General features: G+C 71.1%; 15 protein-coding genes. 9 read left to right on the top strand and 6 right to left on the bottom strand.

Annotated features, from left to right (window positions below):
* Nucleotides 1-211 precede the first annotated feature (211 nt).
* The 3 genes from AY578_RS13490 to AY578_RS13480 all read left to right on the top strand — a co-directional run bounded on the left by AY578_RS13490 (nt 212) and on the right by AY578_RS13480 (nt 4,926).
* Nucleotides 212-1,996: a BamB-related PQQ repeat family beta-propellar protein gene (locus tag AY578_RS13490; RefSeq protein WP_028959630.1), complete on the top strand. Its 1,785-nt coding sequence runs from the start codon at nt 212-214 to the stop codon at nt 1,994-1,996.
* A gap of 68 nt (nt 1,997-2,064) precedes the next feature.
* Entirely contained in the window at nt 2,065-3,972 is a 1,908-nt protein-coding gene (locus tag AY578_RS13485) for a BamB-related PQQ repeat family beta-propellar protein (protein ID WP_136239579.1), read from the top strand.
* Nucleotides 3,973-4,254: 282 nt separating this feature from the next.
* Nucleotides 4,255-4,926, top strand: a complete 672-nt coding sequence (locus AY578_RS13480; RefSeq protein WP_019524226.1) for a helix-turn-helix transcriptional regulator — start codon at nt 4,255-4,257, stop codon at nt 4,924-4,926.
* A 618-nt stretch (nt 4,927-5,544) separates the two neighbouring features.
* On the opposite strand, the gene AY578_RS13475 is transcribed toward AY578_RS13480, so the two are convergent.
* Complete coding sequence (locus AY578_RS13475) at nt 5,545-5,856, bottom strand: hypothetical protein (RefSeq protein WP_258902391.1); 312 nt, start codon at nt 5,854-5,856, stop codon at nt 5,545-5,547.
* Nucleotides 5,857-5,877: 21 nt separating this feature from the next.
* Nucleotides 5,878-7,557 carry a sodium:solute symporter family protein gene (locus tag AY578_RS13470; RefSeq protein ID WP_258902390.1) on the bottom strand — a complete coding sequence of 560 codons (1,680 nt, stop codon included), beginning with the start codon at nt 7,555-7,557 and terminating at the stop codon, nt 5,878-5,880.
* 176 nt (nt 7,558-7,733) lie between these two features.
* Between AY578_RS13470 and galT the strand changes: the two genes are divergently transcribed.
* From galT to AY578_RS13450, 4 genes are all read left to right on the top strand, one after another.
* Nucleotides 7,734-8,795 (top strand): galactose-1-phosphate uridylyltransferase, encoded by a 1,062-nt coding sequence (gene galT, locus AY578_RS13465; RefSeq protein ID WP_028959648.1) that lies wholly within the window; start codon nt 7,734-7,736, stop codon nt 8,793-8,795.
* Nucleotides 8,792-9,754, top strand: a complete 963-nt coding sequence (galE, locus tag AY578_RS13460; protein ID WP_136239581.1) for a UDP-glucose 4-epimerase GalE — start codon at nt 8,792-8,794, stop codon at nt 9,752-9,754. The genes galT and galE overlap by 4 nt, the downstream gene beginning before the upstream one ends.
* A 28-nt stretch (nt 9,755-9,782) precedes the next feature.
* Complete coding sequence (galK, locus tag AY578_RS13455; RefSeq protein ID WP_215188954.1) at nt 9,783-10,955, top strand: galactokinase; 1,173 nt, start codon at nt 9,783-9,785, stop codon at nt 10,953-10,955.
* Between the two features lie 110 nt (nt 10,956-11,065).
* Nucleotides 11,066-12,037, top strand: coding sequence for an SGNH/GDSL hydrolase family protein (locus AY578_RS13450; RefSeq protein ID WP_019522612.1), 972 nt, complete (start codon nt 11,066-11,068; stop codon nt 12,035-12,037).
* Here the strand turns inward: AY578_RS13450 and AY578_RS13445 are convergent, their stop codons facing one another.
* Complete coding sequence (locus AY578_RS13445) at nt 12,038-12,493, bottom strand: GNAT family N-acetyltransferase (RefSeq protein WP_258902389.1); 456 nt, start codon at nt 12,491-12,493, stop codon at nt 12,038-12,040.
* Between the two features lie 293 nt (nt 12,494-12,786).
* On the opposite strand from AY578_RS13445, the gene AY578_RS13440 reads away from it, so the two are divergent.
* Nucleotides 12,787-13,554 (top strand): LuxR C-terminal-related transcriptional regulator, encoded by a 768-nt coding sequence (locus AY578_RS13440; protein WP_019522615.1) that lies wholly within the window; start codon nt 12,787-12,789, stop codon nt 13,552-13,554.
* Here the strand turns inward: AY578_RS13440 and AY578_RS13435 are convergent.
* Nucleotides 13,513-14,010: a MarR family winged helix-turn-helix transcriptional regulator gene (locus AY578_RS13435; protein ID WP_136239584.1), complete on the bottom strand. Its 498-nt coding sequence runs from the start codon at nt 14,008-14,010 to the stop codon at nt 13,513-13,515. The two genes, AY578_RS13440 and AY578_RS13435, sit on opposite strands and share 42 nt — an antisense overlap.
* A 115-nt stretch (nt 14,011-14,125) precedes the next feature.
* Between AY578_RS13435 and AY578_RS13430 the strand changes: the two genes are divergently transcribed.
* On the top strand, nt 14,126-14,950 hold the full coding sequence (locus tag AY578_RS13430; RefSeq protein ID WP_258902387.1) for a trans-aconitate 2-methyltransferase: 825 nt from the start codon (nt 14,126-14,128) through the stop codon (nt 14,948-14,950).
* Between the two features lies 1 nt (nt 14,951).
* Here the strand turns inward: AY578_RS13430 and AY578_RS13425 are convergent, their stop codons facing one another.
* The gene (locus AY578_RS13425; RefSeq protein WP_161231215.1) at nt 14,952-15,200 is read right to left on the bottom strand and encodes a type II toxin-antitoxin system RelE family toxin; all 249 of its coding nucleotides are present in this window, start codon (nt 15,198-15,200) and stop codon (nt 14,952-14,954) included.
* A complete protein-coding gene (locus tag AY578_RS13420; RefSeq protein WP_006135801.1) occupies nt 15,197-15,448 on the bottom strand; it encodes a type II toxin-antitoxin system Phd/YefM family antitoxin in 252 nt (83 codons plus the stop codon). Before AY578_RS13420 ends, AY578_RS13425 begins: the two co-directional genes overlap by 4 nt.
* Nucleotides 15,449-15,457: the final 9 nt, after the last annotated feature.

Here is a 15,457-nt window from a genome sequence, read left to right as displayed (position 1 = left end):
GGGGAGCGCGCGCCGCGTGAAGAGGGCGTGAAGGCGCGTAACGGACGTATCACAGGCCGGTCCTCCCTTGGGAACAGGGGAGGACGCGGCCCGGTGGCGTGTCGGTGCCGGGTGATAGAAAGAGCCGTCCGGTAAGTGACCGACGACGACTCTGGGTCATCACGAACCTCAGGGCGTGGCTAAAAATCAGTGAGCAAGGGGGAACGCGCTGATGACTCAGCCGCCCAACCAGCCGCCTCAGGGCGGCTTCGGACCTCCACAGGATCCGCCGCCGGGCGGGGGTTTCGGCCCGCCGCAGACGCCGCCGCAGACCCCTCCGCCCCCGCAGGGCGCCCCGTCGACGCCGCCGCCCCCGCAGGGGCAGCCGCAGCCCGGGCACGGCTACCCCCAGCAGCCCCCGACGCAGCCCGGCCCCTACGCGTCCGGGCCGTACCAGCAGCCCGGACCCTACGGACAGCCGCAGCAGCCCGGCCCGTACGGGCAGCCCGGGTACGGCTATCCGCAGCAGCCCGGTTTCCCCGGCGCGCCCGGCACCCCGCCCGGCGGCGGCTCCCGCAACCCCTTCAAGGGCAAGCCGCTCCTGATCGCCGCCGCCGCGGTGGCGGTCGCGCTGATCGTCGGCGGCACGGTGTGGGCCGTCTCCGGCGACGACGACAAGAAGGAGCCGGTCGCCGAGAAGACGGACGACCCCAAGCCGGGCAAGTCCAGCGGAGCCCCGGTCAACCCGGGCGACGGCAGCGGCGACGGCGGCGAGGAGACCGAGGACCTCAACGAGGGCCGCCAGGCGGGCGAGTCCAAGGTGCTCTGGTACAAGGAGGCGCCCGACGCCCCCGGTTCCGGCGCCGACGCCCCCGGCCAGTGGATCACCGCCAAGACCGCGGTGAAGGCGGCCTACAAGGACCTCTACGGGTACGACGTCACCGACGGCAAGCCCGCCTGGGACACCATCACCTTCCCCCACAAGATCTGCGCGGTCACCCCGGAGAAGACGGCCGACGACAAGATCGTCGTAGCGTCCATGAGCGGCAGCAGCGACAGCGCCAAGTGCAACCAGCTCCAGCTGGTCGACCTCGACACGGGCGAGAAGGGCTGGACGCAGGAGGTCGCCGACGGCGACCTGTTCGACAGCGTGCTCTCCGTCGAGATGACCCTTGCCGGCAACACCCTGGTGGTGGGCCGCTCGCAGTCCGGCACGGGCTACGACGTGCGCACCGGCAAGAAGCTGTGGGACTCCAAGAAGTACGGCAACGCCCCGTGCTTCCCGGCCGCGTTCGCGGGCGGCGAGCGGCTGATCCAGGTCGCCTCCTGCGGCGCCGGCGGCGACAACGCCCACGACGAGGTCCGCGAGCTCGACCCCGCCACCGGCAAGGCCAAGTGGACCTACCAGTACGCCAAGGGCTGGCGCGTCGAGCGCACCTTCTCCGTCTCGCCGCTGGTCGTCTACGCGACCAAGGAGGAGGAGGGCAGCGACAAGAAGTCGTGGAACATCGCCGCCTTCACCGCCGCCGGCAAGCTCCGCTCCCAGGTCGCCGTCGACGAGAAGTTCGACCCCGGCTGCGGCTGGGCGATCCTCGCGCGTGACCTCCAGGGCTGCACGGGCGTCGTCGTCGCGGGCGACACCCTCTATCTGCCGACGGCCGCCACCACCGGGGCCAACGAGCTCGTCGCCATCAGCCTCGCCAACGGCAAGGAGCTGTGGCGCCAGTCCTCCCCCGCGGAGGAGTCGATGATCCCGATGAAGGTCGAGGGCGGAAAGCTCGTCGCCTACGTCGAGCCGTCCTACGACTCCGGCGGCCGTGTCGTCGCCCTGCCCGTCAGCGGCGCGAACCACAAGCCGGCCACGCTGATGCAGAACCCGACGGCGGTCGCCGACATCGAGAACGGCTTCTTCAGCAAGGCGATCGACTGGGTCGACGGCCGCTTCTACCTGTCCACCACCCGGCTGAACGGCAACGACGACGCGAAGGAGAAGCTGATGCTCGCCTACGGCAAGTGAGGCCCGTGAGCGCAGCCCGCGTCACTCTCCCACCGCCCGTCGTCCCCTTCCCTTGAGGTACCCACGTCATGACCCAGCCGCCTCCGCCGCCCAACCAGCCCCCGCAGCAGCCGGGGTTCGGGCCGCCGCAGGACCCGTCTCAGCCGCAGGCTCCGGCGCCCTCGGCGCCCGGCACGCCTCCCGCCCCGCCGGCGCAGCCGCCCGCCGGGCCTGACCTGAACAAGGCGCCCGAGCCGGGCTACGGCTACCCGCAGGCGCCGGGAACCCCGCCGCCCGCCGCGCCGCCGACGCCCCCGCAGGGGCCCGGCTACGGCTACCCGCAGCAGCCGCAGCCGCCGCAGCCGCCCGCCGGGTACGGCTACCCGGCCCAGCAGCCCGGCCCGTACGGCCAGCCCGGTCCCTACGGCCAGCCGCAGCAGCCGGGACCGTACGGGCAGCAGCCGCCGTACGGCTACGCGCAGCCGACCGTGCCGATGCAGGCGCAGGCCGGACAGGGCGGCGGTGGGCGGAAGATCAACGCCCAGGTCGCCATCATCGTGTCGGCGGTCGTCGCGATCGCGCTGATCGTCGGCGGAGGCGTCTGGTACGCGAGCTCGTCCGGCAAGGACGACGACAAGCAGACCACCGCCGGGGGAGGCGACACCAAGGGCGGAAAGGGCGGCGACGGCAAGGACGGCGGCTCCGGCGACGGAGGCGCCACCACCGGCGAGGCCAAGGAGAAGGCGCCCGCCTCCACCGGGTCCAAGGTGCTGTTCCAGGTGCCCTCGCCCAAGGTGCCCAAGGGCGTCTCGACCATCTCCATCGCCGGTTCCTGGCTGACCGACTCCGTCTACGCCAAGAGCGGCCTGTCGGAGATCACCGGGTACGACCGCAAGACCGGCACCAAGAAGTGGACGCTGGACCTCCCCGGTCCGGTGTGCGCGGCGACCTCGTACGTCACCGCGGACAACAAGACGGCGATCGTCCACAAGCCGGCCATGCCGAGCAAGACGAACCCCCAGTCCTGCACCGAGGTCGCGGTGGTCGACCTGGCGGCCGGCACCAAGGTGTGGACCAAGACCGCCAAGTCCGGCACCATGCCGGTCAGCTTCAGCAACGTGACGATCGGCGGCGGCACCGTCGCGGCCGGCTCCACCAGCGGCGGCGCCGCCTGGGACCTCGCCACCGGTGACGAGCGCTGGGCGCCGAAGACGTCCGACTCCTGCTACGACGCCGGGTACGGCGGCGGCACCAAGCTGGTCGCGGTCCGCAAGTGCGGCTCGTACGACCAGCGTCAGCTGCACATCCAGAACGTCGACCCCAAGACGGGCGACATCCTCGCCGAGTACAAGATGGACGAGGGCATCGAGTACGCGGCCGTCGTCTCCACCGACCCGCTCGTCGTGGCCGCCGACGTCGGCGACAGCGCCGGCGACGGCAGCGGCATCTCCGACTTCTTCTCCATCGACAACAAGACCGGCAAGCTGCGCGCCCGCCTCTCCGCGCCGGGCGACGAGTTCGCGGCCCGCTGTGACGCCATCTACAAGGTGGAGAACTGCACGGGGGTCACGGTCGGCAACGACCGGCTGTACATCGCCACCGAGGAGCACGACAGCGGCGGCGACGGCTACAGCCAGACCAACGAGGTCGTCGCGTTCGACCTGGCCACCGGCAAGCAGACCGGCCAGCGGGCCGACGCCGGCGAGAACTACGAGATCTTCCCGCTGCGCATGGACGGCCCCAACGTCATCGCGTACAAGCGGCCGCCGTACGACAAGGGCGGGCAGATCGTCAGCATCGACGGCGAGTCCTTCAAGGAGACCGTCCTGATGGAGAACCCGTCGACGGAGGCGGTGCGCGACGTGGAGTCGCGGATGTCGCCGGACTACTCGGAGATCCAGTTCGGGCAGGGCGGGCTGTACATGTCCTCCGTGTACGCGAGTGACTTCACGAGCCGGGAGAAGGAGTATTCGGTGATCGCCTTCGGCACGGAGTGATCGTTCGCGGTTGCTCTGTGGCTGGGCTTGGTTCGGCTGGGCTTGGTTGGCTTGGTTCGGCTCGGCTTGGCTCGGCTTGGTTCGGCTTGGCTCGGCTTACGGCCCCGTCCCTGTTCAGGGACGGGGCCGTTCGCGTACCGCTCATCACACGCTCTTCGCCATCGAACACGAGAATTTCGGCGTTCCGGGGCGATTCTCGCCGGTAGGGGGAGCGCGACGTCGAACAAGCGTGTAGCTTCCGGGGGCATCCGGGGGTGTGTTGTCTGGGGGGATGGTTGTCCGATGGGAGTGCGGCTGATGGTGGTCGACGACCACCGACTGCTCGCCGAGGCGCTCGCCTCGGCGCTGAAGCTGCGAGGGCACAGGGTGCTGGCCGCGGCGGCGCCCGCGGCCGGGGCCGCGGACCTGGTGATCAGCAGGGCGCCGGAGGTCTGTCTGCTGGGGACGGCGGCGCCGGCGGAGGCCGGGACGTTCGACCCGGTGGTGAAGATCAAGCGGGAGCGGCCGCAGGTGGCGGTCGTGGTGCTTGGGCCGGTGCCGTCGCCGCGGGGGATCGCGGCGGCGTTCGCGGCGGGGGCGTCGGGGTACGTGCGGCACGACGAGCGGATCGAGGGGGTCGAGCGGGCGATGCTGAAGGCGCGGGCGGGGGAGGCGGCGGTCGCGCCTGCGCTGTTGCAGGGGGCGTTCGGGGAGCTGCTGAACCCTGCGGCTCAGCCGGACGACGAGGGCGCGAGGCTGCTGTCGATGCTGACGCCTCGGGAGGTGGAGGTGCTGGTGCGGGTCGCGGAGGGGGAGGACACGCGGCTGATCGCGGCGGGGATGGGGATCGCGCCGTCGACGGCGCGGACGCACGTGCAGAGGGTGCTGATGAAGCTGGGGGTGGGTTCGAGGCTGGAAGCGGCGGCCCTGGCGGCCCGCACGGGGTTGCTGGACCGGGCGTCGACGCGGACGTGACGCCTGCGTAGGCCTGCGGCGCGGGGGTCTGTTCGGTGGGGTTGAGGTCCGGTGGCCTCCCGGCGCCTGGTGGGGGCTGAGGTGTGGCGCCTGCGGCGCAGTCATCTGTTGGGTGGGGGTTGATGTAGCGCCAACGGTGGGGTGAGTGGTGCGGGGCCGCGGTGGGGGTGGTCGTCCTCGGTCTGGCGCGAGAGTGCGTCTCGGTAAGTGAAGGGCGCGGACGCGCCAGCCGCTGCGGGCGCCCACCCCCACCCCGTCCCCTCCCCGCCGCGGGCGCCTGCACGACACCGGTGGCGTGCGGTCACCCCTGCAACCCGCGGCTCGCGCCTGGGTGGCGGCCGCAACCCTCGCCAACTGCGGGCATTCGTGCCGCTGGGGCAGCACCGGTGGGCGCGGCGGCACCTCGTTGGCGACGAGGTGCGCCGACACCCCCCCGGGCCCGCACCCACGCCGGTGGCTGTTGTCCTCGCCGACTGCGAGCAGTCGTACGGCTGAGCGACGGGGGCACCCCCGGCGCTGGCGAGGCCGTCCTGCACCCACGCGGGTGCCCCCAATGCACACGGGGTGTGCAACCCCCGTACAGGAGACCGCACACCCCGTGTGGAAAAGCAGCGTGCGTCAAGAAGTGGACGCGTCCTCGTCAGGCGCCGCCGGTGGGGGTGGGGTCGGGCGGAGCCAGAGCCAGAGGAGGAACAGGAGGCCGAGGATCAGCATCCCCAGCCCCGTCCACAGGTTGATGTTGACCCCCTCCGCCTTGTCGATGTCGGCATCGGATGCCGTGAACCCGGCGATCATCACGATCACCCCGTACACCACGAACAACCCACCGATGATCCGCCGGATGTCGAACAACCGCGCGGCCGTGGCGGACTTGGTCTCCAGCTCGGTGATCTCCTTCTGGAGATCGTCCTCGGAGTAGTGATCGGACATGCTCTCTCAATCCTCCCGCGATCAGAACGAGAACGGGATGTAGCAGGCGGCAGCCAGAACCACCGCGCCCCAGCCCAGCAGCGCCGGCTTGCGGTACCACGCGTCGTCGCCCTCCGCGGGCGGCTCCGCCATGCCGGGCGAGCGGGTGCCGTAGACCAGCCCCTGCAGCTCGGCCTGCGGCTTCGGCGCCGTGAACAGCGACACCGCGACCATGACGACCGCGCCCGCGACGAAGCCCGCGATCGCGGAGACGAAGTTGGCGCCCTGGTCGGAGGGGATGTCGATGATGCCCTGCTTGTAGATCCAGAAGTAGTTCACCATCGCCGCGGTGGTGCCCGCGACCAGGCCCCAGAAGCCGGACTTCATGGACGCCCGCTTCCAGAACATGCCGATGATGAAGACGACGAACATCGGCACGTTGAAGAAGGAGAACAGCGTCTGCAGGTAGGCCATGATGTTCGAGAACGAGCTGGCCAGGAACGCCGTGCCGATGGACGCGAGCACGCCGACCGCGGTGATCAGACGGCCGAAGCGGACGTAGTAGGAGTCCTCGCGGCCCTTCACCACGTACTTCGCCCAGATGTCGGCGGTGAAGACGGTGTTGAAGGAGGAGACGTTCGCCGCCATGCCCGCCATGAACGCGGCCAGCAGTCCGGTCACGGCGATGCCGAGCACCCCGTTGGGCAGCAGTTGCTGCATCAGGTACGGGATGGCGTCGTTGTACTGCAGGTCCGAGCCGCTGGTGCCGATCTTGGGGACCAGCACGGCGGCGACCAGGCCGGGGATCATCACCAGGAAGACGATGAAGATCTTCGGGAACGCGGCGATCAGCGGGGTGCGCTGGGCCGCCGAGAGGTTCTTCGCGGACAGCGCGCGCTGCACCTCGGCGAAGTTGGTCGTCCAGTAGCCGAAGGAGAGGACGAAGCCGAGGCCGAGGACGATGGTCAGCCAGTTGGCGCCGAGGGGGTTGTCGCTGCCGATGCCGGTGCCGCCCCAGGCGGTGACGAAGTTGTCGCCGTGGGACGCGGTGAGCTTGTCGGTCAGGCCGTCCCAGCCGCCGACGCTCCTGAGGCCGAGCACGGTGATGGGGATGAGCGCGGCGAGGATGACGAAGAACTGCAGGACCTCGTTGTAGATCGCCGAGGACAGACCGCCCAGGGTGATGTAGGCGAGGACGAAGAAGCCGGCGACGACGATGGCCACCCACTGCGGCCAGCCGAGGAGCGCCTCGACGACGATCGCGAGGGCGTAGAGGTTGACGCCGGCGATGAGGATGGCGGCCGCGGCGAACAGGATCGAGCTGAGCAGGTGCGCCGCCTTGTCGAAGCGCATCAGCAGGAACTCGGGCACCGAGCGGACCTTGGAGCCGTAGTAGAACGGCATCATCACGAGACCCAGGAACACCATCGCGGGGATGGCGCCGATCCAGTACCAGTGCGTGGTGTAGACGCCGTACTGCGCGCTGTTGGCCGCCATGCCGAGGATCTCGGTGGCGCCGAGGTTGGCCGCGATGAACGCGAGTCCGGTCACCCCGGCGGGCAGGGAGCGCCCGGACAGGAAGAAGTCCAGGCTCGTCTTGACCGACCGGCGGGCGGCGAACCCGATGCCCAGCACGACGAGGAAGTAGATCCCGAGGATCGTGTAGTCCAGCCAGTTGGTGGGGAGCCGAAGCCCTGAGGCCAGATATGTGGGGGTATGCATACACACTCGCTTCGTTCGCGAACTGATCCGACGCGGAATCTACGCCTCCGTGTTCAGTTATTGAACACGTTCGTACACGTTCTTTGTTTGTTCGTGATGAGCGCCGCTGGTTGGTGGGTTGTGATGTGTTATGTTCGATTGTGTTGAGTGATCGGCGGGTGCGGAGGAGTGCCACAGTGAAGAAGACCTCGACCCGGCTGGCCGACGGACGTGAGCTCATCTACTACGACCTCGCCGACGACACCGTGCGCGACGCGGTCGACCGCCGCCCGCTGGACGCCACCGTGACCACGTCCGAGATCCGCCGCGACGAACTCCTGGGCGACTTCGTCGCCATCGCCTCGCACCGGCAGGGCCGCACGTATCACCCGCCGGCCGACGAGTGCCCGCTGTGCCCGTCGGAGGACGGCCGGCTGAGCGAGATCCCCGACTCGTCGTACGACGTGGTGGTCTTCGAGAACCGCTTCCCCTCGCTCGCCGGGGACTCCGGCCGCTGCGAGGTCGTCTGCTTCACCTCCGACCACAACGCCTCCTTCGCCTCGCTGAGCGAGCCGCAGGCGCGGCTGGTGCTGGACGCCTGGACGGACCGCACGTCCGAGCTGTCGCATCTGCCCTCCGTTGAACAGGTGTTCTGCTTCGAGAACCGGGGCGCCGAGATCGGGGTCACCCTCCAGCACCCCCACGGGCAGATCTACGCCTACCCCTTCACCACTCCCCGCACCGCCCTGATGCTGCGCCAGGTGGCGGCGCACAAGGAGGCGACGGGCGGGGAGAACCTGTTCGACGCCGTGGTCGAGCGGGAACGCGCCGCCGAGCGGGTCGTCCTGGAGGGTGAACACTGGGTGGCATTCGTGCCATACGCGGCGCACTGGCCGTACGAGGTCCACCTGTACCCCAAGCGCAGGGTGCCCGACCTGCTGGGACTCGACGAGGCGGCGCGCGCGGAGTTCCCCCGGGTGTACCTGGAACTGCTGCGGCGCTTCGACCGGATCTTCGGGGAGAACGAGCCGCCCACCCCGTACATCGCCGCCTGGCACCAGGCCCCTTTCGGCCCCCTGGACGACTTCGAGGGCGTCACCCGCGACGACTTCGCGCTGCACCTGGAGCTTTTCACCATCCGCCGTACGTCCGGCAAGCTTAAGTTCCTCGCGGGCTCCGAGTCCGGCATGAACGTGTTCATCAACGACGTGCCGCCGGAGCGCGCGGCCGAGCGACTGCGAGAGGTAGCGAGTTCATGAGCGGGAAGTACCTGGTCACCGGGGGCGCGGGTTACGTGGGCAGCGTCGTCGCCCAGCATCTGGTCGAGGCCGGGCACGAGGTCGTCGTGCTCGACAACCTCTCCACCGGCTTCCGTGAGGGCGTCCCCGCGGGCGCCGCGTTCGTCGAGGGCGACATCCGCGATGCCGCCAAGTGGCTGGACTCCTCGTACGACGGCGTGCTGCACTTCGCCGCCTTCTCCCAGGTCGGCGAGTCCGTGCAGAAGCCGGAGAAGTACTGGGACAACAACGTCGGCGGCACCATGGCGCTCCTCGGCGCCATGCGCGAGTCCGGAGTGCGCCGCCTGGTGTTCTCCTCCACGGCCGCCACGTACGGCGAGCCCGAGCAGGTCCCGATCCCGGAGACCGCCCCCACCCGCCCCACCAGCCCCTACGGCGCCTCCAAGCTCGCCGTCGACCACATGATCACCGGTGAGGCGCAGGCCCACGGGCTCGGCGCGGTCTCCCTGCGCTACTTCAACGTCGCCGGCGCCTACGGCGCGTACGGCGAGCGCCACGACCCCGAGTCGCACCTCATCCCCCTGGTCCTGCAGGTCGCCCAGGGCCGGCGTGAGGCGATCTCCGTCTACGGCGACGACTACCCGACGCCCGACGGCACCTGCGTGCGCGACTACATCCACGTCGCCGACCTGGCCGAGGCGCACCTGCTCGCGCTGAAGGCGGCCACGCCCGGCGAGCACCTGATCTGCAATCTCGGCAACGGCAACGGCTTCTCGGTCCGCGAGGTCATCGAGACCGTCCGCAAGGTCACCGGGCACCCGATCCCCGAGGTCGTCGCACCGCGCCGGGGCGGCGACCCCGCGGTCCTGGTCGCGTCCGCCGCCACGGCCCGCGAGAAGCTCGGCTGGAACCCGTCGCGCGCCGACCTCGAGGGGATCGTCGCGGACGCGTGGACGTTCGCGCAGCAGCGCGGCAACTAGAAGGCAACGAAGGGTCAGGGGTCAGGGCATGAGCGAGTCCAGCGCGGCCGCGGCGGAAGCCGTCGCCGCACGGTTCGAGGAGCTGTACGGGAGTGCGCCCGACGGGGTGTGGGCGGCCCCCGGCCGGGTCAACCTCATCGGCGAGCACACCGACTACAACGACGGCTTCGTCATGCCGTTCGCCCTGCCGCACACCGCCGTCGCCGCGGTGTCCCGGCGCGACGACGGCGTGCTGCGCCTGCACTCCGCCGACGTGGAGGGCCCGGTCGTCGAACTGGCGGCGGCCGACCTGACCCCCGAGTCCGACAAGCGCTGGACCGCCTACCCGGCGGGCGTGGTGTGGGCGCTGCGCGAGGCCGGACACGCGGTCACCGGCGCGGACGTCCACCTCGCGTCCACCGTCCCGTCCGGCGCCGGCCTGTCCTCCTCGGCCGCCCTGGAGGTCGTCCTCGCCCTCGCGCTGAACGACCTCTTCGGCCTCGGCCTGCGCGGCTGGCAGCTCGCCCGGCTGTCCCAGCGCGCGGAGAACGTCTACGTCGGCGCGCCCGTCGGCATCATGGACCAGACCGCGTCCGCCTGCTGCGAGGCCGGCCACGCCCTGTTCCTCGACACCCGCGACCTGTCCCAGCGTCAGATCCCCTTCGACCTGGCGGCCGAGGGTATGCGCCTGCTCGTCGTCGACACCCAGGTCAAGCACAGCCACAGCGAGGGCGAGTACGGCAGGCGCCGCGAGGGCTGCGAGAAGGGCGCGGCCCTGCTCGGCGTCGACGCCCTGCGGGACGTGCCGTACGAGGAGTTGGACGCGGCGCTGGCCCGCCTCGGCGACGACGAGGAGGTCCGCCGCCTGGTCCGTCACGTGGTGACCGAGGACCACCGCGTCGAGCAGGTCGTCTCCCTCCTGGAGTCGGGCGACACCCGCGCCATCGGCCCCCTCCTGGTCGAGGGCCACGCCTCCCTCCGCGACGACTTCCGCGTCTCGTGCCCGGAGCTGGACCTGGTCGTCGACACGGCGGTGTCGGCCGGCGCGCTGGGCGCCCGCATGACGGGCGGCGGCTTCGGAGGCTCGGCGATCGTGCTGGCGGAGGAGGCGGACGTCCCGGCGATCACCAAGGCGGTCGAGGAGGCCTTCGCGTCGGCGGGCCACAGGACGCCCCGCGTCTTCGAGGCGGTGCCGTCGGCGGGGGCCCGGCGGGTGCGGTAGTCGCCCGGTTGCGGCGCACGGCGACTGGATTGCCACCTTCCGTATATGGCTGAATACGGAAAGTGGCAATCCGTTGTGCTCCTCGTGGGCCGCGACGAAAGGGCACAGCCATGTATTCGGCCATCGCACTGGGCGTCTGCCTGGCGCTCGCCGCCCCGGCGGTGGGCGCCGGCGCGGCGCCCGCCGACCCCGTACCGACCGTCTTCTTCGGCGACTCCTACACCGCCAACTACGGCGTCCCGCCCCTCAGTGACAAGAGCCTCGAGGCGGCCTTCTGCTTCCGGTCGGCGGAGAACCACCCCGCCGTCGCCGCCCGGCGCCTCGCGGACAAGGGCGTCACGCTCGACATCCAGGCGGACGTCTCCTGCTCGGGAGCCCGCATCCACCACTTCTGGGAGAAGCAGGCACTGCCCCTCGGCAGCGGGGAGGTCCCGCCGCAGCAGGACGCGCTCACGAACGACACCCGCCTGGCCGTGGGCACGGTGGGCGGCAACACGCTGGGCTTCAACAGCGTCCTGAAACAGTGCTCGGCGGCGCTGCGAAACCAGTCCCTGCTGCCGGGAGAACCGGTGGCCCCGGCCGAACCGGCCTCCGTTTGCGGCGAGTTCTTCGAGTCGGGCGACGGAAAGCCGTGGCTGGACGGGCGATTCGCACAGGTCGAAGCGGACCTGAACCGGATGCTGGGCACCATCCGGAACCTCTCCCCGGAGGCGACCCCCGTCCTGGTCGGCTACCCCAGGCTCGTCCCCGAGGACACCACCAAGTGCCTGACCCCGGCCCCGGGGCAGACCCAACTGCCCCTCGCCGACATCCCCCAGGCCGCCATGCCGGTCCTGGACCGCATCCAGCAGCGACTGGACGAGGTGACGAAGAAGGCCGCCGCGGCCCACGACGCCGACTTCGTCGACCTCTACACCGACACCGCCGCCAACACGGCATGCGACGGCGCGGACCGGGCCATCGGCGGCCTGCTGGAGCACGCCCCGAACCAGCTGCCGTGGTACGCCCACCCCAACGAGAAAGGGCGCGACATCCAGGCGGCGAAGGCGGCCGAAAGGATCGAGGAGATCCTCAACCGGTGATCACACCAGCCTCTTCGTCAACGTGTACTCCGTGACCCCCGGCGGATAGTCGGGGATCACGCACACCACCTCGTACCCCCGCTTCCTGTAGAAGTCCGGGGCCTGGAAGTCCCATGTCTCCACGCGGGCGTGCGTGCAGGCGCGGTCGACGGAGGCGAGGCGTTCCGCCTCCGTCAGGAGTGTCGTGCCGAGGCCCGTGCCTCGGTGGACCGGGTCGACCCAGAGGTAGGTGACGTGGAGCCATGTCGTCCAGGTGTGGCCGACCAGGCCGCCCGCGAGGGCGCCGTTCGCGTCCGAAGCCCACACGTGCAAAGGGGATTCGCGCTCGGCCGGGGTTCCGCGGAGGGCGCGCAGGACCGGGGAGGCCGCCGTGTTGGTGTCCCGGAGCCGTCTGTGGAGCAGATCGCGTCGGGCCTTGTCGACTTCTGTCTCAAGACGAAACATGCGGCACACCATAAACGCGGAAGGCCGCAAGTTCTGCAAATCAGCTTCCGCTCCGGGCCCCCGCCCGTACTCTGATGCACAGCGCCGGTGGGGGCCGGCGTGCGTTCAGGGGGCGAGACAGCCGGGCACGGCGTCCGGGGCGGGGGTGGCGGTTGTCGCGTGGCGGCGGCCGTGCGGACGACGCCGGCCCGTCCCGCGTCCGGCGAGGAGAGCCACGGGGGCCTCGGCGCCGTGTCCGCGCCGGTGTCGTCCACCGGTGACGGGGTAGTCCCCTGCTCTGGGAAGAGCGTGGGGAAGGGGGTTACGTGGTTCGCATTCGAGTCCTGGTCGTCGACGACCATCGCATCTTCGCCGAGTCGCTGGCCGCGGCGCTGGCCGCGGAGCCCGACGTCGACGTGTCCGCGGCGGGCAGCGGCCCGGCCGCGCTGCGCTGTCTGGAGCGGGCGGCGGCCGAGGGGCGGCGGTTCGACGTCATGCTCGTCGACGCCGACCTGGGCGTCCCGGCGCCTGACGGACGCCCCGCCGTACCCGTGCAGGCCGTCGACGAGGACGGCGCCGTGGACGGCATCTCCCTGGTGGGCGGCGTGCGTTCCGCGCACCCGCAGGTGCGGGTCGTCGTGCTCGCCGAGAAGGACGACCCGGCACGCGCCGCCCTCGCCCTGCAGGCGGGCGCCTCCGGCTGGGTCGCCAAGGACTGCTCGCTGAGCCGGCTGCTCACCGTCATCCGCGGCGTGCTGCGCGACGAGACCCACCTGCCGCCCGCGCTGCTGACGGGCGTCCTGCGGGAGTTGACCGCCGCCCGGCGTCATCGCACGGAGAGCGAACGGCTCGTGGAGTCGCTCACCCCGCGCGAACGGGAGGTGCTGCGCTGCATGGTCGCGGGGCTGGGGCGCAAGGCGGTCGCCGAGCGGCTGTACCTGTCCCCGCACACCGTCCGCACCCATATGCAGAACGTCCTCGGCAAGCTGGGCGTGCACTCCACGCTGGCCGCCGTCGCCCTCGCCCGGCGGGCCGGGGTCGGGCCGGTGGACCTATCCGGGGACGTTGTCGAACGGGGCGGTCAACTGGCGTAGCAGCCCCGCCAGTTCCACCCGCTGGGCGCGCGTCAGCTCGCCGAGGATCGCCCGTTCCTGGGCGAGCAGACCGGCCAGCGCCTGGTCCGCGCGGTCCTTGCCCTCGTCGGTCAGCCGCACCAGCACACCGCGCCGGTCACTGGGGTCCGGCAACCGCTCCACCAGGCCCTTCTTGGTGAGCCGGTCGATGCGGTTGGTCATCGTGCCCGAGGTGACGAGCGTCTGCGTCAGCAGCTGCCCGGGGGAGAGCTGGTACGGGGTGCCCGCGCGGCGCAGCGCCGTCAGCACGTCGAACTCCCAGGACTCCAGACCGTGCTCCGTGAAGGCGAGGCGGCGTGCGCGGTCCAGGTGCCGGGCCAGTCTGCTGACCCGGCTGAGCACCTCGAGCGGTTCCACGTCGAGGTCCGGGCGCTCCCGGCGCCACGCTGCGACCAGCCGATCGACCTCGTCCTCCATAAGGATCAGTGTAGTGGTTGTGTCGATGTGAAGTCTCTTGATGTCAATCTTCTTGACGTCGAGAGGAATCGTGGGGACGCTGGAAGTACGCCGATCCGTGATCCCGGGAGGTCCCGTGTCCGCCGCAGCCGCCCGTCCCGTCTGGGACCCCGCCCAGTACCTGCGTCACGCCGGGCACCGCACCCGGCCCTTCACCGACCTGCTCGCCCGCGTCCCCGGCCTGCCCGGCGACCCGCCCCGCATCGCCGACCTCGGCTGCGGCGCCGGCAACGTCACCGCCCTCCTCGCCGGCCGCTGGCCCGCCGCCCGCATCACCGGCTACGACAACTCCCCGGAGATGCTCGACAAGGCCCGCGCCGACCACGAGGGCCCCACCGGCGGAGGCGGCCGGCTCGACTTCGCCCACGCCGACGTCCGCACCTGGACGCCGGAGGAGCCGTACGACCTGATCGTCAGCAACGCCACCCTGCAGTGGGTGCCCGGGCACACGGAGCGGTTCCGCGACTGGACCGACGGGCTCGTGCCCGGCGGGGTCCTCGCCTTCCAGGTGCCCGGCAACTTCGGCGCCCCCAGCCACACCCTGATGCGCGACCTCGCCGCCTCACCACGGTGGCGTGACCGCCTGTCCGGGGTGCTGCGCCACGAGGACGCCGTCCTGCCGCCCGAGGGATACCTGGACCGCCTGGCCGCCCTCGGCTGCGCCGTGGACGCCTGGGAGACGACATACGTCCATCTGCTGACGGGGCAGGACCCCGTCCTCGACTGGGTGAAGGGCACCGGGCTGCGGCCCGTCCTCACCGCCCTCGACGACGACCCCGCGGCCCGCGAGGAGTTCCTCGCCGAGTACCGCGCCGCCCTGCGCGAGGCCTACCCGGCCACCGCGCACGGCACCCCGTTCCGCTTCCGCCGCGTGTTCGCCGTCGCCGTCAGGGAGGCATGATTCAGGGGGTGCGGCCCAGGTGGGTGACGAGGATGTGGATCACCTCGTCGTCGATGACGTAGAGCACCCGGTAGTCGCCGACGCGCAGTCGGCGCGCTGTCGGTCCGTAGGCGACGGAGTGGGCGGGCCGGGGCTGCTTCGCCAGGGTGTCGACGGCCTCGTAGACAGCGGCCGGCCCTGCCGGGTCGTCGCGGAGGAACCGTACGGCCGCGTCCGTGGCCTTGGGCTCCCAGATGATGCGATAGGTCACGGGCGCAGCCCCAGCATGCGTCCGACCTCTTCGTGCGGGATGCCTTCGCCGAGGAGGCCCGCAGCCTTGCGGCGCTCGTAGTCGGCGACCGCCAACGCGTCTTCCAGATCCTCTATGACCTGCGGCGACACGAGAAGCGCGGCCACGTGCCCGTGATCCGTGAGGGCGATGGTCTCGCGGCCGTGGGCTGCGCGACGCACGAGGTCGCCGAGCTGGGCACGGGCTGCGCTGATCGTGATCTCAGTCATGCACACATG

It is taken from the genome of Streptomyces thermocarboxydus (assembly GCF_024760485.1).
Taxonomy (GTDB): domain Bacteria; phylum Actinomycetota; class Actinomycetes; order Streptomycetales; family Streptomycetaceae; genus Streptomyces; species Streptomyces cellulosae.
Note: the sequence above shows the minus strand (reverse complement) of the source record. Positions and strands in the feature narration are given on the sequence as shown.